Here is a 20,741-nt window from a genome sequence, read left to right on the forward strand (position 1 = left end):
CGCGCGTGTCAGCGCACTGGCGCGAAGAGAGTGGGATAGCGTGGTGGCGCGGGGCGCTGCGGCTGCGCGGACCTGCCGTAGGCCTGCCCAAGCCGCTGACGCAGTGCAGCCGGAGTGGGTTGGCCGAGGTGAATCGGCGACCCTGTCGCCGGTGTGACCGCTGCCTGGGGCGCGCCGGTTGCACGCGCCGTCGTCTCACGCAGCAGCTGATTCAGGCACGACAGACGGCCGGTGCTGGTCTGCCCGATCTGCACTTCCACACAAGGCGCTGCCTGCGAATCGGGATTTGGCGTAACGGCTGCTTGCGATGCAGCGGCAGCCGGAGCGGCTGCGATCACCGTCATCAACACAATGTTGATCCACAGGGAAGGCGTCATGGCGCAGCGGTCGTTGGCGCGGTTTGCAGGGCACCACCATCCAGGCAGGTGCGCAGCTGCGCGTGGCGCGCATCGATCGTGGATTGCAGGGCATGCACCCGGTTTTCATGCGCCACCCGCGACATACCAAACAGCTCGCGCCCGCGTCCCCGCACAAACCGCACGAACGCCGGGTCGCGATACAGCACCGCCAGTTCCTGCGCACTGGCGTAGAGCGCATTGCCCTCTGCGTTGCAGCGGCTTAGCCGCTCGCGCGTCTGCGTGCGTTCGGCCAGCAATGCTTGTTGCTGCTGGTGTTGCTGTTGCGCCAGCGCCTGCTGCTGTGCGGCACTGGTGTGTGCATGCTGCGCGCGCTCGGCGGCCAGGGCCTGTCGTTGCTGTTCCAGCTCACGATGCAGCGCCGCCAGGCGCACGCCGTTTTCCGCTGGCGCCGCCGCCGGGGTAGGCCGCTGCGCGGCGTCGCGCTCGCGTTGTGCCGCGGCGGTGGCCAATTGCTGCTGCGCCAGATCGGCTTCCACCTGGCGCAGCCTGGCGCTGGTTTGACGCAAGGCATCGCGCAAACGCGTTTCGGTCTGTGCCTGCGCCCACGCAGGCAGCGCTCCAACCCACAGCACCGTACCGACCAGCAGAAGCAGCCATGCGCGCATGCTCAAAACTCCGCGCTCAGGTCCAGCTGCAACACATCCACCGCATACGGCGGGCCGGAGATTTCATTGGCACTGAGCCAGCGCAACGACAGCCAGGTATTGCGGGCCAGGCCGTAGGCGCCGCCCAGGATCATGCCGCGCGCATTGGTGCCGCCCATGTGGAAATCCGAGTCGGCGAATGCATCGGGCACCGCGTCCGATTCGAGATAGCGATAACCGATCGACGCATTCCATTGCCCGGCCTCGGTCACGCGTGGCTGGCCGACCAGCAGATTGAGCAGATAGCCGTGGTCGCCGCCGTCGAAGGCGCCGCCATTGCCAAGGTTGTTGACCGGGCCCAGCGAGCGCACGCGCTCTGCGTTGTAGCGGGTGTTCTTGACCAGGTCCGCTTCGATCAGCAGCTTGACCGGATCGAATTGCGCCAATTCAAGCTGCGCGTGCAGATTGGCAATGCCGAACTTGCTGGCGTAACCGTAGTACTGCAGCTGCGGGCCGGCCGGATTGGCCGGATCGGCGACGATGTTGCGAATGGGCACCAGCGTATTGCCGAACTGCTGAAACTGCGGGCGCGAGCCGTCCGTATCGCAGTTGTCATTGGCGGTGGGTGCAAGGCAGGCACCGGAGCGCTTGCCCTCGAACTGGTCGTACTGGAAATAGCTGAAGGCCATGCGCAGTGCGATGTCGTCGTGCATACGCCACTGCGCGCCCAGTTCGGCGCCGTAGAGCCACTTGTCGCGGCTGCGGGTCTTGAGCGTGTTGGTCGAGCCGAAATCCAGGTCGGTGTTGTAGACCGGGAACACGCCTGCACTGACATACGGTGCAAAGTCATTTTGTGGCGCAAACGCGTAGCGGCCGGCGATGCCATCGAAGTTGATGTCTTCGTCGAACACCAGCTCGCTGCTCCAGAACGGATTGGCAAAGCGCCCGAACGACAGGTCGAGATCGCGCATGGGCTGCAGAACCAGCGCGGCACGGTCCAGCCAGATCGGCTCCTTGGCCAGGTTGCCGCCGCCGCCCAGGGTCTGGTTGGTCGACACCGGGCCGCGATCGGCACCGGTGACCAGGCGGATATCGCCGGTGATCCAGTCGGCGATCTGCGCTTGCACGCCGAGCCGCGCACGGATGCGCATGCGGCTGCGATTGCGCGAGGTATTGAGAAACGGCGCGTTGCCGGTGCCGACTACATCGAAGCCGTTACCCGCATTGATCTCGGTGAAGTCGGGAAAGAACCCGTAGTTGTCGTCGGGATAAAAAATGCCTTCACCGCGCAGACGCAGATCGCCGTACAGGCGCAGGCGCTGGGTCCATTCCGGCAATGCGCCCGGTGTGGCCCAGCCTTCGCGCTTGGCCTGCGCAGTCACTTCGCTGCGCAGCTCGTCCTTGATCTGCGCGCGCACCGGTTCGGGCACATACGGCACCACGATCGCGCCCGGCTGGGTCTGGTACGGCACGCCGGCGGGCGGCGGCGTGACATCGGCCGTCATCGGCGTGGCCGCCTCCTGGATCAACGCATCGGCCTGGTCGCGTGTCATCACGCCCTTGGCCACCAGCAGATCGATCAGGCGCAGCGTCACCTGCGGGCTGATGCGCGCAGGATCCACCGCGCTGGCGCCTTGCGCCATGCACACGCCGGGAACGGCGATCATCGCGAGCAGACACAACGCAAGGCGGGTAACGCGACGTGGCGGGAACGGGGCAGTCATGCACGAGCTTCCTGAAAGAGGGGAACGTCAACCGGGTGCGAGCGCGCCAATCCGCAACTGGATGGGCTGCGGCAGATCGGCGGGTGGGGGCTGGGGCAGGGGCTTGTTCTGCAACGCCTGGGCAATGGCCGCGTCCAGTTCGGGCGTGCCTGCAGATGCGATCACGCGGGTGCGCGCAATGCTGCCGTCGCTGTTGAGCCACACCGCCACGGTGGCGCGGTAGCGGCCCTTGCGCGTCTTCTCGTCGCGCTGCAACAGCATCTGCACGGCGCGCTGCACCGATGCCGCATATGCCGCGAACGGGCTACCACTGCCGCCCCCGCCACCGCCAATCCGGGTGCCGCCGCCATTGCTGGCCTGCAGGCCGAACGGGTTGTCGCCTGGTCCGGCGGCGGCGGTCAGCGGATCGCCAGGGGGCGCTTCCGCCGGCTTGGGCGGTGACGGATCCGGCGCGGCCATTTGCTTGTCCAGCATGCGCGGCTGCGGCTTGGGCGGCTCCAACTCGGGTTTGGGTGGCGCCGGGGGCGGAGGAGGGGGCGGCAGCGTCACATGGGTGATGCGCGGCGGTGCCGCGCGCGGTGGTGGCGCGGTGGAAGGACGCAGTGCCAGCGAGACCAGCCACCCCAACAGTGCAAGCACTGCCAGCACGATGGCCAGCTTGCGCCAGCGCCCGACGCCGGTAGTTTCCAGCAACGGTTGTGTGGGGTCCAGGGCATCCATCGCCGCGTGCTCAGCCCGCAGGCTGGCGTTGCGACGCCAGACCGATCGAGCCGATGCCCAGCTTGCTGCACAGATCCAGCACCGCCATGATTTTTTCGTACTGCACGGTGCGGTCGCCGCGCAGCATCACCGGCAGCTCGGCATCGTTGGCCACCGCGTTGCGTAGCTGCTGCTCCAGCTCGTCCATGCTGACCGGCACCGCGTCCAGGCTGACCTGGCCGTTGCTGTCGATCGCAATCACCTTGGTCTTCGGTTCGGACAAGGGCTTGGCCGCGCTGGCCTTCGGCAGGTCCACCTTGATGCCTTGCACCGCGGCGGTCGTCATGATGATGAAGATCACCAACAGCACGTAGGCCAGATCGAGCATCGGCGTGATGTTGATGTCGTCGTACGGCTTACGCCCCTGGACCTTCATCGCGCTCAGCCTCCCTGCACGCGTGCGGGTGCATCGCCGGCGTAATCTTCGGCAATGCGTTTTTCGAGTTCGTCGACGAACACCTGCATGTCCGCCGCGACCGCATCGGCCTGGCTGAGCAGGTAGTTGTAGCCAAACAGGGCAGGGATGGCCACGGCCAACCCTGCCACCGTGGCGAGCAATGCGGCCGCGATACCGGGCGCGATGGCATTGATGTTGACGTCGCCAGCGGCAGCCACCGCGGCAAAGGTAATCATCACCCCCACCACGGTGCCCAGCAGACCGAGAAACGGGCCGCCGGAAATAGCGATGGTCAGCAACACCATACCTTTGTGGATGCGTTGTCCTTCGCGCACCACTGCGGCATCCAGTGCCGAGCGAATGGCCGCAATCGACTGTGTGCGCACCACCGAGGTACCGCTGGCGGCAAGACGCCCGCGCAGCTCCTCCAATCCAATATTCAATAGCCGCGCCAGATTGGATCGAGCGCCATTCAACGGGCCGCTTGCATGCAGCTGTTGCCAGCTGGGCGCATGCAACGGATGCTGCGCCACCTGCTGCCGGAACGCGCCTAAAAAACGTGCATTCGCAGAGGCAGTGGCATTGAGGTACAGCCCCTTGCGCACCATCACCCACCAGCTGATCAATGCCATGACCCCCAGAATGCAGATCACCGCCCAGGCATCGGGTGTCAGCGCATTGAGCAGGATGCCGAAGTAGCCATGTCCGCCTTCACCGGCGCGCTGCTCCACCGGCTCGAACGTCAACAGACGCGCATCCACGCCCTGGCTGCGTGCCGCCGCCTCGATTGCGCCGACAGGGCGCGCACCCTTGCTCAGTTCGACCTCGTCCAGCAAACCGATAAAGTTGGGCCGCGTCGTGCCCGGCTCTCCGCCGAGCATCAGCCCGGCGGTCGCCGCCGGAACCGTCGCCGCGGTTTCGCCCACGTTCTTCCCATTGAGGTACAGCGCCAGTTGCTTGCCATCGGCACGCACCGCCAGATGCGCCCATGCATCGCCCACCAACGGCGCGGCGCTTGCCAGCCGTGCGCCGCTGCGCGACTCCACTACCACGGTGCCTTTTTCCAGCAACACGTTCAGTGCACCCGGCAGCGCCAGCAGCACCCCGGACGCGTCAGGCGTGGCCGGCTTGATCCAGGCAGAGAGCGTGAATGCAGCGTTGGCAGGCAACGTCAGCGAAGCGGAGGCCGGCGCCGACACCGGAGCGGTGCCATCCAGGCGCAGGCCAGAACCGATGAGCGCCGTGTCGGCCAGTGCCAACGGTGCAGCAATATTGTTGGCATAAGCGGTGGTGTCCTGGCCGGCGCCTTGCGCATCGGCAAAGTGGTACACCGCCAGGGTGTCGGCGTCGTAAGACTTCTTTGCATCCGCGCCGGTACTCGCCTCTGGATTGCCGAAATACACAAACAGCGGCGTCATCGCATTGGCGGGCAGGGCAGGCAGGTCCACCCATGCCAGCGCAACCTGATCGACCAAGCCATCGTATTTTTCGAAGTGGTACTTCAGCGGCGTGCGGTCATCGCCTGCAATAAACCTGATATCGCTGCCGTCCGGCTTGGCATCGGTGAAATTGAAATTTCCCGAATGCAGCCGTACCAGCACCTGCACGCGGCCAGGTGCCTGCTCGACCGCCGCGCCGGTCGATGTGGTGTTGAGCGAAACCTTGGCGCGGTAACTCCATTTCGCGTCCCACCACGTTTCTGCCATGGCAGGCAATGCCGCCAACATCAAACCGACGAATACATACAGCCGTAATCTGCTCACGCGTTACCCCACTGAAAAGTTGATTGCGTCCGGCTTAAAACTCGCCCCAGAGCCGAAACAGCACATTGAGTTCGTCCGGCTTGCGTCCATCCGGGCGCGACAGCGGCGCGGCGAGATCCACCGCGCCGTTGAGATGCGACACGGCCTTGAAGGTGAATCCCAAACCGGTGCTGATCAGGGTTTCGCTAACCCGTTGCTCAGGCAGCGGATCGCGGATGCGTGCGTAGCCCCCATCGACGAACGCATACACGCGTGCCTCCTGCACTAGCTTTGCTGCAGCCGATGCGAACGATGGGCTGCGCAGCTCCAACTGGCCGATTGCGCCAAAGTCGCCCAAGGCCTGGCTCTCGTCGTAGCCGCGTACGCTGTCAAGGCCGCCCAGGCTGAATTGCTCGTTGCTGATCAATGGTTCTGCCGCGAGCTGCGTCTGCACATGCGCGTAGAGCTGAATGTCTTCGCCCAGCGTCCGGGTCTGCGACCCATCTGCGCGCAGGTGCATGAAGTTTGGGCGTGCGCGGTAACGCTTGGCATCGAACTGGCGGGCATCGTCGCCCACCCCGCGGAGATTGGCGGTGGCGGTGAAGGTCAGCGCACTGGTGCTGCGCGCGGTCACCCAGCTCGCGTTGTAGGCTGCGCTCAGCGGCGCATACCGGATCGGTGCCGAGCTACGGTCGCTGCCGAACACCGTGTCTTCCTTGAAGTCCTTGTAGTCCACTCCCAGGCTCAACGAATGGAAGAATCCAGTGCCATTGGGGAGCGCGCGGATCAGGCGTAACCCGGACAGCGACCCGTTGCCGATCACGTTGTAGCTGTTGATCGCGGCCACCTCACTATCGCTGCGTACGCTGTAGCCCAGCAACGAGAACGGCGAGTCTGAAAAGCGCGCCAGATAAGAGGCGGAATACACCCGAGCATCGTCAGGATTCTGCGGCGCGGTCTGCGCAGAAACATTCAGGCTATGGCCGCGCTGCCACAAATTGTCGTAGTGCACTGCCGCACTGAGCCGCAGTTCAGAGGTGTTGGCACTCTTGCGGTTATTGAGTTCAAGCGAACCGTGCAGCGGCAATGCGTCGTCGACAGCCAGATCGACGTCGACGGTATTCGGCTGCGCACCCGCCTGGACCTGTGGCGTCACACGCCGGTCGGGCAACTGATTCAACGCGACGATATCGCGCTGCACGTCCTTGAAGTTGGGCACGCTGCCTTCGGCAAGCGATGGCGCACCACGGATGACGTCGTCCGGCGAATAGTAGTCCGCGCCCACTACACGCACCCGCCCGACGCGTTGCTCGGTGACCTGCAGCGTGACCAAACCGCTTGCCGCATCCTGCTCGGGAACGCTGACCGCCACCGTTGCCAGTCCTGCGGCCTCGTAAACGCCTTGGAGTGCAGCACGCGCTTGTTCGACGTCGGCGGCGGTGCGCTGTGGACCCAAAAACGGATAGACCGCACGCTCGACTTGCACGTTCTGTAACTGAGTATTGCCTACAACCTGGTAAGCCAGGATGTCGAAATGCGCATCTTCCACTGGCTCCATGGCAGTAGCGTCCGGTGCGCTGAAAGCCAGCACACTGAGCATCGCCATACCTCGCAAGTCCATATGAAAGGCGCCCCCAAGATGCGGCGAGGACCTCGCCGCTGGTGCGACCTTAAGCGCGGCAAATGACGATTTTGAAATGCTTTTATGACGGCGCTGTATTGCTGCGTTGACGCGGGCAACGAATCAAGCAAGCGCTAGCAATGCTCTCTGTAAGCAGCGTCTACTCGTCAACCGGCGTGTGGACGCTTGAGCGACAGACTGCTCTTGCCCGAAAGTTGGGGCGCGTGATATAGAGGTTTTTGTACGGATGGAGCGCGAGGATGATGAGGATTGAAACGAACAGCTACTGATCTAGTCGCTTCGCTTGGTGCTTCGTTTGACAGAGTGAAGCGCGAGCATGCAAATGGTCGGGCAGGGCAGCAAGAAGTAGATTATGGATTGCCATAGGTTTCACTGAATTTGGCTTTCATGGCGCTGCCAAATCGACATGTATGGACATACCGAAACGTCAACTACAGTTGTCATCATAGCCGTGCCTTTTGCATTTCAAAGATCAAAGTTGGTTGTTCTAGACTGCTAACTTGCAAACACCAAGCTAGAGAATAAAGATATCGCAGAAGTAAAAAATCAAGCCATATCGGCGGCCAGCGCAGGCCAGCCAGGTTTGGCCGATTGACTTCGTGTTCGATCGCACTGCCGAGGGTCGGGTGATCAAGTGTCTGGGGGTCGTGGACGACGCGACACACGAAACAGTGGTCATCGAGGTGGAGCGCGCAATTTCGGGCCGTGGCGTGACGCGTGCGCTGAACCGGCTGGCGCACGGTCGTGGTCATCCGTACCGACAACGGCAAAGAGTTTTGCGGCAAGGTCATGGTCGTCTGGGCGCATGCCTGTGGCGTGCAGTTGCGGCTCATCCAGCCAGGCAAACCGAACCAGAACGCCTACGTCGAATCCTTCAAATGCCGGCTACGCGACGAATGCCTCAACGAACAAGGGTTCCCAACACTGCTGCATGCGCGCACCGAGACCAAACGCTGGCGATGCGAATGCAACGAGCACCGACCCAAGAAGGCAATCGGCGGCATGACGCCGGCCGCTTATGCCCAACATTTAGCAAACACCGATATCATCAACTCCAGACTCTAAACCCGACCACTACTCAGGGCGGGGCACGTCGTCGGTGGGTCACTGGAGGTCGCTGGACAATTGTGTTTCAGCGACACACCCAACTTCATCAGGTTGTTCCAGCGAGAGGTGGGCCTTATACCCGCAACGTTCCGTCAACGTCAGGCGCACGCGCGGGTTGCGTAGAGGCTGCAGAGGCGTCACTGCAGTGCTCGCATGCTCGCTACTGCTAGGCGCCTGCCTTCCACAGGCGCCCCGGCACACATCAGACTACGTTGCAGCGCCCGGCCAGTCCGGAGAGCGCGATACCGCTGATCACCGCGGTCGGCGCAGCGCAGCCCGCGCCGATGATCGTGACGTCAAAGCCCGCTGCGTCCGGCGACAGTGCCGTATGCGTGATGCAGTGCTGGGTCATCATCCCTACCAGTCGAATGGCCGAGACATCCCGGGCCGCGAGTGTTTCGCCCAGCGTAGTGCCAAGGAAGCTGTCGGCTTGATGCTTTTCGATCACCGGGCAGCCCTCCAGCGCCTCCGCAATGGCGGGATGCAGCTCGGCACCTTGGGTGTCTCTCGCCATGAATGGACCATCGCTAGGCGCGATGTGCTGGATCCCCACGACTACGTCACCAGCCTGTTTGGCCTTCGCGATTGCGTCTAGCGCTGCGATCAGGGCCTGTTCGCTGTTTTCCAGCGTGAAGCGGCCTCCCGCGAAGTAGTCGTTCTGGATATCGACAACGATCAGTGCAGTGTTCATGTTGTACTCGTTCAAAAGTTCAGGGTTTCGCCATCTTCAGGGATCAGCACGCTGTCCTGGATGGCTTTCTCACTTACGTAGCGGCGCAGGTCTGCGCGTGAGACTGTCATGTGATTCACCGCATCCATATGGACGGCGACGATCTTCGCCTTCGGTGCCAGCGCATGCACACGCGAGGTGTCAGCCACGCCCATGATGATGCCGGCATCAAAGCCCTTGATCCGCGCATCGCCAGTGTTGAGCACGATGACATCCGGGGTATAGCGCTTGATCGCGTCCTGTACGTCGTCGGTCCACACGGTATCGCCGACGAGGTAGATGGTCGGCTCACCGGCCTTCTCGAACACAAAGCCGGTCACGCTGCCGAGCAGCTTTGCTAGCTGCTCCACCTGGAACATGGCTGCCGTGCCGTGTTGGTCGGCGATGCGCGAAATTTTTACCCCGCCAAAGGTGGCGTGCGCGGGGAGGATACGGACATCAGCGAACCCTTTGCCGCGCAGCAGGGCGGCGTCCGCCTCATGCTGGACGAACATCGGCATCTGCCGTGGGATCAGCGTTTCGGCGGCGGGGTCCCAGTGATCAAGATGGGTGTGGGTCAGCAGGACGGCATCCACATCTTCGAGCACCTGGCCCACATCGAAGGGGAGGTCGACGGTTGGATTGCGCAGTTCGCTGCGATACGTGTCCGGGAAGCCGGGATATGCGCCCTTGGCCGCCAGCATCGGGTCCACCAGCAGCACGGTGTCGCCATAGGTGATCTTGGCCGTGGCATTGCGGATCTGCTGGATCGAGGTGGTTGGGGATGCCGGGGATGCCGCGTTTGCGCTGGTCTGGATACCCAGGGCCAACACCGTGGCAAGTGCGAGGGACGGGAGTTTCATGTGGTTCTCTCAAGGTGAGCGGATGGCGCCCAGATTGAGGCGGACGCGAAGCTGTGTATAGTGGCCCGAAAGACCAACATAGATGATATCGGGCCATGACCAGCCACTGTTCATCCCAGCAACGCAGCGGGCCCATCCGGGTCGTCGTGGTGGCGCCCGAAGGCGTCAGCACCTTCCAACTGTCCGTCCCGCTGACGATCTTCGATGTGCAAGCAGATGACCCGCCGCTGTTCCAGCTGCGGATTGCCGCGGAGCGGAGAGGGGTCACGTTATCGGGTGGGCAGGTGGCGGTGATACCTCACGGCGGACTGGAACTGCTTGAGCAGGCCGAGGTAGTGATCATCCCCGGCTGGGCCGATCTGGATCACGCACCGAGTGCCGCGCTGAGCGCCAAGCTGATCGCGGCCCATCAGCGTGGCGCCCACGTCGTTGGCCTGTGTTATGGCGCCTATGCGCTTGCTTACGCGGGCTTGCTTGACGGACATGCCGCGTCAACGCACTGGCTCGCCGAAGCGGATTTCCACGCGCGCTTTCCGGCGGTCACGCTCGACATGAATGCCCTGTACGTCGACGAAGACCGTGTTGTGACGTCGGCAGGCAGCGGAGCGGCATTGGATTGCTGCATGTATCTGGTCAGGAAGCTCTGCGGTGCGCGTGAGGCAAACCGTATCGCCCGCATGATGGTCCTGCCGCCGCACCGCGAAGGCGGCCAATCCCAATACATCGACCAGCCGATACCAGCCTCGCCGCAGGATGCACTGCTCAGCCGATTGTTGGACTACATGCGCGAAAACTTGCAGCGCGATCATTCGCTGGATGAACTCGCCGAACGTGTCGCCATGAGCCGGAGATCGTTTACCCGTCGCTTCCTCAAGACGACCGGCATGACGGTCGGCAGCTGGCTGGATGCCGAGCGCCTGCGCAGGGCGAAGGATCTGCTCGAGTCCACCTCGCTGTCCATCGATCAGGTGGCGGAACGATCGGGGTACCGCACGGCCGTATCGTTCCGCCAAAGCTTCAACCGGGCATTCCAGGTGAGCCCGCGCGACTGGCGTCGCGCGTTCTCGCTGGACGGGTAGCGAGCGGGGGAGGAGCAAACCGTCAACTAGTAGACTTGGGCTCAAATGTCACGCTCAAGCCACTAAGGGGCTCGCATGTCTATGCGCGAAGACCTCACCGTACTGCTGCAGACGCTGGTGTCGAACGGATCAGGCGCTTCAGTCGGTCTGGAGGTGAAGCGTCCTCGTTAACTCGATCCACTTGGAAGTAGAGTTTCATCCCAAGGAGCTCTGTATGAAGAAGTCGAAGTTCACCGAAGAACAGATGGTTCGGATCCTCAAAGAAGTCGAGGCCGGTGCAAGGGTTGGCGAGACCTGCCGCAAGCACGGGATCAGCGAGCCGACCTATTACGTCTGGAAGTCCAATTACGCCGGCATGGAGGTGTCGCAGTTGCGGCATCTGAAGGATGTGGAGGTAGATTGACGGCATCCAAGTATCCGGGTCTTGTCGACGCCGGCGGCCGCAGCGACGCGCTCATGGCGCTGAATCCGCCCGCACACCACCACGCCGACAGGCGCAAAAAACGCGGCGCTAATGCCGCGACGCGGCATCACCCACGCTACCGGCTTCGGGCCTGTTCAGCCTCAGCCCCGGCCGCTGCGAGCGCCGGTGGGCGCTGGCGAATGCCGCCGTAGCTCAATCGCCGCCACAGCCACTCCACCGGGCCGATGCTGAAGCGCGCCAACCACCAGCGGCTGCTGATCACCTGCATAGCGAACAGCAGCACGCCCAGCGCCAGCGCCAGGTCGAGCGGCATCCGCCCGTACTGGCCCAGACCGAAGCCGTAGAAAATCCATGTGCAGACCAGCGACTGCAGCAGGTATTGGGTCAGTGCCATGCGACCGAGCGGCGCGAACACACCCAGCCACACGCGCCAGCGTGATCGCTGCAGCAGCAACAGAATGCCGGCCGCGTAGCCCAGGGTCAGCGCGAACTTGGCGAAGAAGAAGGTCGCCTTAATCAAGACCCGCAGCGGCTGCAGCGCAAGCTGATTCACCAAGGCATGCAGCGCCTCCTGCGGCACCGCGTTGGCCACCAGCCCGAAGCTGAAGCAGAGCACGAAGACCTGCCGCAGCCGACTCCGATGTGCGTCCGGCGCCGAAAGCAATCCGCCCTTCCAGGCCGCAACGCCGACGATGAAGAACGGCGCCAGGATGACGAAGCGATTGGCGATACGCATCGGGCCGACCACATGCAGCGTTTCCCACCATCGGTATTGCAGGGCGTCGAGCCACCCACCTTGCCCGTAGTGCTGGAGACCAAGGATGTAGGTTTGCGCCGGCGGCAGATCCGTTGCAAGCGCCTGCATCGGACCGGCAATCACCGCCGAGACGATCAGCACCACCGGGATCGCCCACAACACCCGGCCGGCCGACAGCCGCAGGAAGGGCAGAACCATCAAGCTGATCAGTGCGTAGTCGAGCAGGATGTCGACGTTCCACAACAAGAACGTGTGCACGCTGCCCAGCAGGGCGAGCACCGCGCTGCGACGCAGCGCAAACGGCCAGCGCGACTGACCATTTTCGGACGCAAGATCGGCTTGGATGGCGAGGCCAGCACCGAACAGGATCGACAGCAGCGCCGCCGCCTTGTTCTCCAACAGAACCCTAACGAGGTCGCCGGCCAAGCCACCGAAGTCTCCCAGCGGATAGGCGACCCCGGCTTCCCGCGCCAAATCGGCACCGCAGAAGTAACCGATATTGACCAGCAGCACGCCGAACAAGGCCAGACCGCGCAGCACATCCAATTGCAACAACCGTTCGCAGCGAGCGACCGGGTCTTGCGACGCAACTTCCGCAGACATAACTACTCTCTCAGTAAGACACTGACTCAGTTCGCCGGCGCGATGCCGAGCACTCGCGCCGCCATGTTTTTTGCCCGCGTGGCGGGGGTCGGGTTTCCTTCGCGAACCGCGGTGACCACGGCCCCGTCGAACAGCAGCATGAGATCGCCGGCCGCGCTTTCGTCCAGCCCGGCCGCTCGCAACAAACGGGCGAAGTAGGCCTCGAAGCGGTGCTTGTGCGCAGCCGCAGCCCGATGCAGTGCGTGGCTGGGCGGCGGCGTCTCGGCGATGGTGTTGAGGAAGGCGCAACCGCGGTAGTCGGGGCTGGCCAGGCGCATCGCCAAGGCGTCGAACACTGCCAGCGGCCGCAGATTTGCATCGGGCGCCAAGCGCTCGACCTCCTGCTCGAACCAGGCGCAGAGTCGTTCGTCGCGCCGCTCCAGCACTGCCAACGCCAGACCTTCCTTCGACCGAAAGTGCCGATAGAAGCTCATGCGGGCGACTTCCGCGGTGCTGATGATGGCGTCCACGCCGACCGCCTGAATCCCCTGCTGATAGAAGAGATTGGTGGCGACATCCAGGATGCGCTCGCGAACCTTGCTCATGATCACTCCGGCGGTGAATTCGCCGCGGATGATATAGACCGATCGGTATCATTTCAAGTAGAGCGCAGACCCACGACATCGCCGGGAGTAGGCGTGGCATCGCGTTTGGCTTGGCTGGCCCGGCGCCTGAACTCAGGCGGGTGCCGTGCTGGCGGCAAAGGTCCAGGCCTTGGCGTGGATCGTGCTGATCCTAGCCATCACGGAGTACGCGGGGCCGGGCCAAACGTTTGATCGGTGTACTGGCCGGAAGAGATGCTCAGGGTTGCGAAGCGCTCAGTAGGAACCTCCTGAAGTTCCTTCTTTCGGGCGAGGTCTCGCAGCACTTTCTGAACATCTTCTTCTGGCCGCTCCTCGACCTTGCCGGTCGAGGAGCGGCCTCTTGGGCTTAGACATCCGTTTGCTCGGCGATCTCTAGGGCGTCGTCGACCTCGATGCCTAGGTAGCGCGCGGTGCTTTCTAGCTTCGTATGCCCCAGCAATAGCTGGACCGCCCTGAGGTTTCGTGTCCTGCGGTAGATCAGCGAAGCTTTGGTCCTGCGCATCGTGTAGGTGCCGTAGGAGCCGGAATCGAGGCCGGCTTCTTCCACCCAGCGGTGGAAAATTCTGGCGTACTGCCTCGTTGATAGGTGAGGTGAGTCCGATACTCGGCTGCTGAAAAGGAAATCCGAGGCTTTGAGGTCAACATGGGTGATCCAAGCCTGATGGGAGGCGGTGAGAAGGAGCAAGCCAGCACGCCGGGCACGAGCGCCTCAGCGCTCGGGTCTGGCGTGCTGAGCGGCGACAACAACGCCATGTCAAATATGCCGGCAAGAGTGATCAAGCCGCCAAGCACCTACCGCGTTTTGAAACGATGCCGTGGACTGCTGAGGTGTTCGATCAGCGTCCGGTTGCCGCTGATCCGCAGGTGTTCTGCATGTCCAGCGTGCCCACCGCCTCAGATCCGCGCGAGGCGTCCTCTACCTGTATGAGAGAGCAGGGCACGCGGTACGATATTCCCCAGCCTATGTGCCGCACGCTTGCGCGCAATGGCGCTCCTTACAACCCGTAAAAGGACGTGCGCCAGCAGCAGCAACAGCAGCAGCAGGCGCAGACCGGGCAGGTGGGTCATCAGAATCAGCCTTTGCAGCTCGCAGGATCTGTCATTGCAAGGGGCACGCGTGACGTCGGCACCTTTCCCGAGTCGAAGCCTTACGCTACTGCTACTAGCGTTCCTTCGACCACGGCTGATCTGTAAACCATCAGCAGGGATCGTGCGTCAGCTGCACCCAGCCGTTTGACACGCGTTTGAAACGGCGGCCTTGTAAGCAGCGCTCGCCGTCGCTTAACGGTCTTGGTGGGTCATATTCCCGCACCTCAGGCGCGTTCCTGGGTGTCTGGACGTTCTGTCTAAGTACGCGCTGCATCTGCTGCGTCGCTAGTTTCGATTCTTTTTCAAGCTGCGCCATCGCTTGGCGCGTCTCGTATCTGGTGTACAGCCCAACGACGATGCTATGCGCTAGTAGTGCGATGAAGCCGCCAAGCGCAATCTGCCACCATAGGTCTGATGAGTCTGCTTGCTGATATCTGCGTTCCATGCCGCCCCCGATCTTGTGAGCTAGCATTGTAGGCCGGGGGTGTAGGGGCATAGCCCCTACGGATAACGCCTCACCCCGCAATTCGCCCGAAGTGGCGGTCTCGCCATTCGCCAAGATCCACGACGACGACCTTGACCATCGACTGCTGAACCGCTTTGCGGCCGGCGTTTCGACGGCGGACCGAATCCCGACCACGCGCCGATGCAGATCATGTGCGCAGCTGTTCGGGCAAGGCGTTCCCATTGGCCAGCAAGGCGGGCGTCGGTCAAAGTTGTAGGTGCCTGTCATGCGGCGAGTTCCGTTTCGCGAGGGGAACGGTTCGGCAGGCAAGTCTTGATCCAAAGCCAGATCCAGCGGAGCCGCGCCCGTGCAGCCATCAGATCTGATTTCGCATAATGTATATCGAGACGTTATAGGTCGCACTGGTTAATCCCCTTGGCGAGCAGAGAGTAAATCAAAGTGTCGACACATGCAAAATCTTCCGACTAAATAATTTCGTGACGCGTCACTTAATACCCATTATCGTGACGCGTCACGTAATTAAAATAAGTCTGCAGGGTGCGGGTTTTTGTCGATGCTTCGCCCAACAAAATTCCCGCGTCGTTGCCGAGGCGGGCATTGGGATCTAGAACTGTTTTGCGCGGGGAAACCCCGCACCCCACAGCAGACAATTTCGTGACGCGTCAGAAAAATACTACCCGGCGATCGCCAGACTCGTTGAGGGAGTTGACACACATCTCCAGCTTAGCTGGCCAGACCCGGCCAAAGCGGAGTGCAAGATCTGGTCGGCCAAGAGTCTTGTAGAAGAAAAAGAAGATGCGCATGAACTTGAGCATTGCCCACCAATGAGGCTTGCGGACAGGGAACGTGACTGAGCCGTAGAAGCCCAAAACACCATAGCGATAGTTGCGTAAGCGGCGATGACAACGAGCGCGAAATCGGGTCCGCGGATGCATAGTTCCCCCTGTATTTAGTGACGCGTTACGAAACTAGAACTCGAGCTGTGAGCGAGATGCCTGCCATCGACGCTCGGAGTAGCTCTCAGCGGCGACGTACTCATGCTGAAAAGAAGCTCCCAAGGTGCCTGCAGGAACAAAGCGTTCAGGGCATAGAAGGAAGATGGTCATGCGTGGGCAAGGCATGCCTCGGATCTCACCTCCATGGTTCGTACACGTGTAACCAGGCCGCGCTTTGACAATCGACCTGTTCTTGCCAGGACGGGGCAGGGCGGCATCGCGCCCACCCAACGCTGAAGCTCCGGGCAGTCGCGACGCCGCAACTGGCCGGGTGCTATCGAGAGCCTTGCGCATGCCTGGCGAAGAAGCGAGGAGCTGAGGGACTGGATCATGCTGTTTGGAAGGCTGATGAGGCTTGTCGCCATCGAGGTACTGCCGGACAGCAAGTGAGACCAAAGCATTGAGCGAGATGCCAAGGGACTTGGCTTTAGCTGACGCCTCGCTCTTGAGCGGCTCGACCAGGCGGACGTTGGGAGCGGTCTTGCGGGCACCGGTGAGGATCTCGACCTTCATGCCTGCCTCCGTTCGGACTTTTGGCCCGTGTTACTGCTCGGGCCAACCGGCGGTCGGCCGGCTGCAGCTGCGAAGGTGTGGCGGCGATCGAGGACAACCGCGGTCTTATTGAGCGGCCCAGCCGGTGAAAAGGTCCCGGATGTGTCGACACTCTGACGACACCGGGTCGACACGGATGGCTTGAGCAGCCACTTCGGAGCGCGGCAATGCGACGCCATCGCTGTGGCCAGGTGGACCGCCTTGCCGTCGCGGAGCCTAGCACGCTCGTTGCGGAACTCCTGGGCCTGCAGGATCAACAACGACCACCAGGCCAGATCCGTAGATCGCAGCTCGCGGCCCTCAGGAGTGATCAGGACGCCATCGCGGATCTGGAAGCCGGACCAGGTCGGACCGAGCAGCTTGGTGCCGCGCAGGACGCGCATGAGCTTGTAGGCGGTGTATGGGATCTGCGACCTGGCAGATTCCCAGTTGGAGACGGTCCTGACGCTGACGCGGAGCAAGTCCGCGCACGCCTGGACGGTGAGCTGCAGCATGAGCCTGGCGGTGCGGAAGCGGTCGGCCTGGTCACGGAGCTGGTGGATGGATGGCCGGCCGCGCCCCCGTTCGGGGACACGTCCGACTTCGCATAATGTATATTATGTCAGGACGCTACTTCGCCTGTTGCGTTCGTTTGCTGCGGCGCTCACGCCGCGTGTCGGTGTTCCTAATTGATGTCCTTTTGTTCCTAGATAGTGCTCCCTGTTGAATTTAAAGAATTTTTTGCTTTCCGAAACATCTCCCAGAGACGTCAATTAGGAACAGAGTGCCGTCAATAACGGTCCTAATTGATGTCTCTGGATGGATACCCAACCCGATGTTCCTGGTTCGTGTCCTTGGATGAACTCTTCTTTTTCGCATATGCGTGGTATCAGGGAGCCGCTTTGCCGCGACTTCGCTTAGAGCGCACAGGTTTGGGATGCGTCGGCTGACTCCGCCCCACATGCTGCTGCCAAGCTGCTTCAAGTGCTGCCGGCAGATCGTTCAATTTGACCAGTTGTGCTTCAAGCGCATCTGCGCGTGCCTGTTGGATCGTGAGGTCTTGGCGGAGCTCGGAAACATTGCCTTGTGCGCGCTCTAGCGCTTCCTCAAATCCGCGCTTAGCAAGCGCCGCCTCTCGCTGGTTGGTAGCTAGCTGCTGCTTGGCCTGCTTTGATTCCTGACGCGCATGATCGATCTCCGCATGTGCCCGGTCCTCGGTGGCACGCATGTGTTGGGTCAATGTGTCGCGCTCGGCACGCGCCGCATCCTGCAATTCCTGGAGTTGGATACGCAGCATTTCATTGGCGCTTTCTGCACCGGTGGCACGCAAAGCTGAGGCGTCGCGCTGCTGACCAAGTTCCGCCAGTTGACGCTGCAACTGCTCGACAAGACGCTCCAACTCGGAGGTCCGTGCCGCAGCGAGCTGTTCCGCTTGCTGGGCAGCGTGGGTCAAGCTTTCTAGCTGGGCCAGCTCCGCCTGCATGGCGTGCCGGTCTCGCTCCAAAGTTTCTCCGGCGTCTAGGAGGGATGCTCGATCAGAAGCCATTGCTTCATCGGCCTGCACCCGGGCGTGGTCCAGCGCCAATGTCCACCACTGCCCTGCCAGGGCTGCGACGGCTTCAGGCACGTTGGCCGTTGTGATCCGGACCTGACGGTCCGTTGCCAAGCGAGCTCCTAAACCCTGCCACCAAGTCTCAAGCCAGCGCACTACTGTATTCGGTGACCCTGTACCCAGATAGGCGCGGATACGTTCAACCGTAGGGCGTTCGCCATCTGCAACGAGCGCATCAGCAGCGCCGTGCACGTCGGATTCGGTGATGCATCTGGCCATCAAAAATGTCTCCCGTATTGGCGCCCTGCCCTGCAGTTGACGTAGTCGCGATAAGTGATGATTATCGCGAGTACACGCTATGTTTCATAACAAAAATTACATACTATGAAGCGAAATTCCACTCCGGCCTTGCCGGCGACGGCCATCCATCTGGTTTTGCCCGAGAAACTGGCCCAGCGAGCCGCCGAAGCGGTGCGCGAGCTGCTGGCCGAAGCGGCTGCGGCCAACACCACCCGCAGCTATGCCACTGCCCTGCGCTACTGGGCCGGCTGGCACCAGGGGCGCTATGGAATCGAGCTGGCTCTGCCGGTCAGCGAGGCTGTCGTGATCCAGTTCCTGGTCGACCATATCCAGCGTAGAAGCAAGGCCGAGCTGGTCAACGAGCTTCCGCCGGCACTGGATCAGGCCTTGGTGGCCGCCGGACTCAAGGCCAGGATCGGGCCGCTCAAGTTGTCGACCGTGGTCCAACGGGTGGCCGTGTTGTCCACCGCCCACAAGCTCAAGCGCCTGGCCAATCCCTGCGAATTTCCCAGCGTCCGCACCCTGCTCAGCCGCGCCCGCCGCGCCGCGGTCAAACGGGGCGAGCGCCCGACCAAGAAGACCGCGATCACCCGCGCGGAACTGGAGGCCATGCTGGCCACCTGCGATGAAAGCATGGAAGGCCTGCGCGACCGTGCCCTGCTCTGCTTCGGGTTCGCCAGCGGCGGGCGGCGACGCAGCGAGATCGCCGCCGCGGACATGCGGGACCTGCGCAAGGTCGGTGAGGATGGCTACATCTATCGGCTGGAATACTCGAAGACCCAGCAGGCCGGGGCGAAGGCAGATTCGACCCCGGACAAACCAATCCTCGGGCGCAGCGCTGACGTGCTGGCGGCCTGGCTAGAGGCCGCCGGGATCAACGAGGGGGCGATCTTTCGGCGGATCTGGAAGGGGCGAGTTGGCCCTGCCCTGCTCCCGGGCTCAGTGGCCGCTATCGTGAAGCGCCGGGCGCGTTTGGCGGGATTGGAGGGGGACTTTGGGGCTCATAGCTTGCGCTCGGGCTTCGTGACCGAGGCAGGTAAGCAAGGTGTGCCGCTGCCAGCGGTGATGGCGATGACCGAGCACCGATCTGTGGCGAGCGTCATTGGATACTTCCAAGCCGGCGCTGCTGAGGACAATCCTGCGGCGCGACTATTGAAGTAGGTGCTGGTGATCAATGGTTTTCCTGCTGGGCTTTCCGCACCCAGAGTATCAACCTCACGTGGTGCCCGCCCCCCAGGTCCAATCGGCCCCTCCTACCACGAATATCTCTGAACTGAGTCCCCGCACGGCGAACGCGGTGCGCACCTTGGTACGCACATCGTTCCGACTTGCATCGGCGTTCGCTCCTTCGAAATCACCGAGCACTTACCCAACGCACGACTAGTCGGGGAGGCAGTCCGCGTCACCGCGTCGGCCGATCAATGCGACAGCGCTCGCTATGACTGCGTCGCGATGCCCTCTCTGTCCTCGTCGACCCAGCGCCGCACATCTTCGCTGTTCTGAACGACGACATGCTGTTGAGCAGGAACCTTCACGACTTCGAGGTCTTGAAGATTTAGATGCCGCAGCGTGTAGAAGAGCATCGCTTTTCTACACTTCAACTCTATCTTACCGTTCTGCATGTCGTAATCACGCATCACGCATTCGCGCTGCGAACTCGAAAGGCCAGGATGAGGCACAAGGAGGACTACGACCTGAGTGTTCCATCCTTCGTCAGTGGCTGCGTCAATCTTGGGCGCTAGTACGGGCCCCAGAACAGTCAGCCGGCCGATTGCGTAATCCCGAAACCGCGCTCTGGAATGGCACCACGCCCTCACATGCCAGCGCAGGCCATCGAAGCCCATAGCGTGCGGTGTCAGGACGAACTCTCTCGGGTCATCCTCTTCCATGGACTGGTAGCACACCCGTAGCGCAACCTGATCACGGATAGCGCGCACGAGGATGGCGACCTCGACAGCGCCAATCTTTCGCACTGGCGTCGCCACCACGCCGGTGTCCGGCTGGAACCCGATGAAGCTTTCGTCTGGCTCGATGATCCCGCGCGCCAGGCGCTGCAACTCGTTCAAGTAGCGCGTCGCTTCGCTTCGCGCGAATGCCGGCTCGAATCTGGGATCGGCCAGATACATCCGCTGCCGAGGGTCATAGAGCAAATTCTGGGGCGCTAGGTCTTGATAGAGCTTCAAATCGGCGCTGGCCTGTGGCAGCGAGATGTCGAAGAAGGACATCAGGTCGGCCCGGTTGATCCGCCCGTCGTATTGCAAGCGGACGTCGATGAAGTGCAGTCGGCGGTTCTGCCCCCACCGATGCTTTGCCTTCTCGGCTGCTTGGTTCATGTGGCGCCTCCCGAGGATTGGCCGCACATTACCATCAGATAAG

Annotated in this window: 19 protein-coding genes and 2 pseudogenes; 4 read left to right on the top strand and 17 right to left on the bottom strand. The window is 62.3% G+C overall.

The window, feature by feature from the left end:
* Window positions 1–8: 8 nt before the first annotated feature.
* From ACZZ0O_RS17005 to ACZZ0O_RS17035, 7 genes are read right to left on the bottom strand one after another with little or no spacing between them, the layout of a single operon-like run.
* On the bottom strand, window positions 9–377 hold the full coding sequence (locus ACZZ0O_RS17005) for a hypothetical protein (protein WP_463591341.1): 369 nt from the start codon (window positions 375–377) through the stop codon (window positions 9–11).
* Window positions 374–1,024 carry a hypothetical protein gene (locus tag ACZZ0O_RS17010; RefSeq protein WP_463591342.1) on the bottom strand — a complete coding sequence of 217 codons (651 nt, stop codon included), beginning with the start codon at window positions 1,022–1,024 and terminating at the stop codon, window positions 374–376. The genes ACZZ0O_RS17005 and ACZZ0O_RS17010 overlap by 4 nt, the downstream gene beginning before the upstream one ends.
* A gap of 2 nt (window positions 1,025–1,026) precedes the next feature.
* Window positions 1,027–2,727 carry a putative porin gene (locus ACZZ0O_RS17015; RefSeq protein WP_463591343.1) on the bottom strand — a complete coding sequence of 567 codons (1,701 nt, stop codon included), beginning with the start codon at window positions 2,725–2,727 and terminating at the stop codon, window positions 1,027–1,029.
* A gap of 27 nt (window positions 2,728–2,754) precedes the next feature.
* Entirely contained in the window at window positions 2,755–3,447 is a 693-nt protein-coding gene (locus ACZZ0O_RS17020; RefSeq protein ID WP_463591344.1) for a TonB family protein, read from the bottom strand.
* Window positions 3,448–3,457: 10 nt separating this feature from the next.
* Window positions 3,458–3,862 (bottom strand): ExbD/TolR family protein, encoded by a 405-nt coding sequence (locus ACZZ0O_RS17025; RefSeq protein WP_115527826.1) that lies wholly within the window; start codon window positions 3,860–3,862, stop codon window positions 3,458–3,460.
* A 5-nt stretch (window positions 3,863–3,867) separates the two neighbouring features.
* The gene (locus tag ACZZ0O_RS17030) at window positions 3,868–5,646 is read right to left on the bottom strand and encodes a DUF2341 domain-containing protein (protein ID WP_463591345.1); all 1,779 of its coding nucleotides are present in this window, start codon (window positions 5,644–5,646) and stop codon (window positions 3,868–3,870) included.
* Window positions 5,647–5,680: 34 nt separating this feature from the next.
* Window positions 5,681–7,231, bottom strand: a complete 1,551-nt coding sequence (locus ACZZ0O_RS17035; RefSeq protein ID WP_463591346.1) for a ShlB/FhaC/HecB family hemolysin secretion/activation protein — start codon at window positions 7,229–7,231, stop codon at window positions 5,681–5,683.
* A 587-nt stretch (window positions 7,232–7,818) separates the two neighbouring features.
* On the opposite strand from ACZZ0O_RS17035, the pseudogene ACZZ0O_RS17040 reads away from it, so the two are divergent.
* A pseudogene (locus ACZZ0O_RS17040) lies at window positions 7,819–8,332 on the top strand (integrase core domain-containing protein); the annotation flags it as partial.
* 244 nt (window positions 8,333–8,576) lie between these two features.
* Here ACZZ0O_RS17040 and ACZZ0O_RS17045 read toward each other — a convergent pair.
* Window positions 8,577–9,065, bottom strand: coding sequence for an isochorismatase family protein (locus ACZZ0O_RS17045; protein ID WP_311238291.1), 489 nt, complete (start codon window positions 9,063–9,065; stop codon window positions 8,577–8,579).
* 11 nt (window positions 9,066–9,076) lie between these two features.
* Window positions 9,077–9,946, bottom strand: a complete 870-nt coding sequence (locus ACZZ0O_RS17050) for an MBL fold metallo-hydrolase (protein ID WP_463591347.1) — start codon at window positions 9,944–9,946, stop codon at window positions 9,077–9,079.
* A 95-nt stretch (window positions 9,947–10,041) separates the two neighbouring features.
* Between ACZZ0O_RS17050 and ACZZ0O_RS17055 the strand changes: the two genes are divergently transcribed.
* Entirely contained in the window at window positions 10,042–11,025 is a 984-nt protein-coding gene (locus ACZZ0O_RS17055) for a GlxA family transcriptional regulator (protein ID WP_463591348.1), read from the top strand.
* 214 nt (window positions 11,026–11,239) lie between these two features.
* Window positions 11,240–11,419: pseudogene (locus ACZZ0O_RS17060) on the top strand (transposase); the annotation flags it as partial.
* Window positions 11,420–11,564: 145 nt separating this feature from the next.
* Here the strand turns inward: ACZZ0O_RS17060 and ACZZ0O_RS17065 are convergent.
* The 7 genes from ACZZ0O_RS17065 to ACZZ0O_RS17095 all read right to left on the bottom strand — a co-directional run bounded on the left by ACZZ0O_RS17065 (window position 11,565) and on the right by ACZZ0O_RS17095 (window position 18,344).
* The gene (locus tag ACZZ0O_RS17065; protein ID WP_463592479.1) at window positions 11,565–12,719 is read right to left on the bottom strand and encodes a DUF418 domain-containing protein; all 1,155 of its coding nucleotides are present in this window, start codon (window positions 12,717–12,719) and stop codon (window positions 11,565–11,567) included.
* Window positions 12,720–12,835: 116 nt separating this feature from the next.
* The gene (locus ACZZ0O_RS17070) at window positions 12,836–13,393 is read right to left on the bottom strand and encodes a TetR/AcrR family transcriptional regulator (protein WP_463591349.1); all 558 of its coding nucleotides are present in this window, start codon (window positions 13,391–13,393) and stop codon (window positions 12,836–12,838) included.
* 385 nt (window positions 13,394–13,778) lie between these two features.
* Window positions 13,779–14,117: a tyrosine-type recombinase/integrase gene (locus ACZZ0O_RS17075; RefSeq protein ID WP_463591350.1), complete on the bottom strand. Its 339-nt coding sequence runs from the start codon at window positions 14,115–14,117 to the stop codon at window positions 13,779–13,781.
* Window positions 14,118–14,630: 513 nt separating this feature from the next.
* Window positions 14,631–14,966 carry a hypothetical protein gene (locus ACZZ0O_RS17080; protein ID WP_463591351.1) on the bottom strand — a complete coding sequence of 112 codons (336 nt, stop codon included), beginning with the start codon at window positions 14,964–14,966 and terminating at the stop codon, window positions 14,631–14,633.
* A gap of 989 nt (window positions 14,967–15,955) precedes the next feature.
* Window positions 15,956–16,495 carry a hypothetical protein gene (locus tag ACZZ0O_RS17085; protein WP_463591352.1) on the bottom strand — a complete coding sequence of 180 codons (540 nt, stop codon included), beginning with the start codon at window positions 16,493–16,495 and terminating at the stop codon, window positions 15,956–15,958.
* Window positions 16,492–17,076: a VC1465 family Xer recombination activation factor gene (locus tag ACZZ0O_RS17090; protein WP_463592480.1), complete on the bottom strand. Its 585-nt coding sequence runs from the start codon at window positions 17,074–17,076 to the stop codon at window positions 16,492–16,494. The genes ACZZ0O_RS17085 and ACZZ0O_RS17090 overlap by 4 nt, the downstream gene beginning before the upstream one ends.
* A 326-nt stretch (window positions 17,077–17,402) precedes the next feature.
* Window positions 17,403–18,344, bottom strand: coding sequence for a DNA-binding protein (locus ACZZ0O_RS17095; protein ID WP_463591353.1), 942 nt, complete (start codon window positions 18,342–18,344; stop codon window positions 17,403–17,405).
* A 105-nt stretch (window positions 18,345–18,449) separates the two neighbouring features.
* Here ACZZ0O_RS17095 and ACZZ0O_RS17100 point away from each other — a divergent pair, with 105 nt between their 5' ends.
* Window positions 18,450–19,526 (top strand): site-specific integrase, encoded by a 1,077-nt coding sequence (locus ACZZ0O_RS17100; RefSeq protein ID WP_463591354.1) that lies wholly within the window; start codon window positions 18,450–18,452, stop codon window positions 19,524–19,526.
* A 275-nt stretch (window positions 19,527–19,801) separates the two neighbouring features.
* On the opposite strand, the gene ACZZ0O_RS17105 is transcribed toward ACZZ0O_RS17100, so the two are convergent.
* Window positions 19,802–20,698 (bottom strand): WYL domain-containing protein, encoded by an 897-nt coding sequence (locus ACZZ0O_RS17105; protein ID WP_463591355.1) that lies wholly within the window; start codon window positions 20,696–20,698, stop codon window positions 19,802–19,804.
* Between the last annotated feature and the right edge of the window lie 43 nt (window positions 20,699–20,741).

The organism is Xanthomonas sp. AC360, assembly GCF_979258225.1.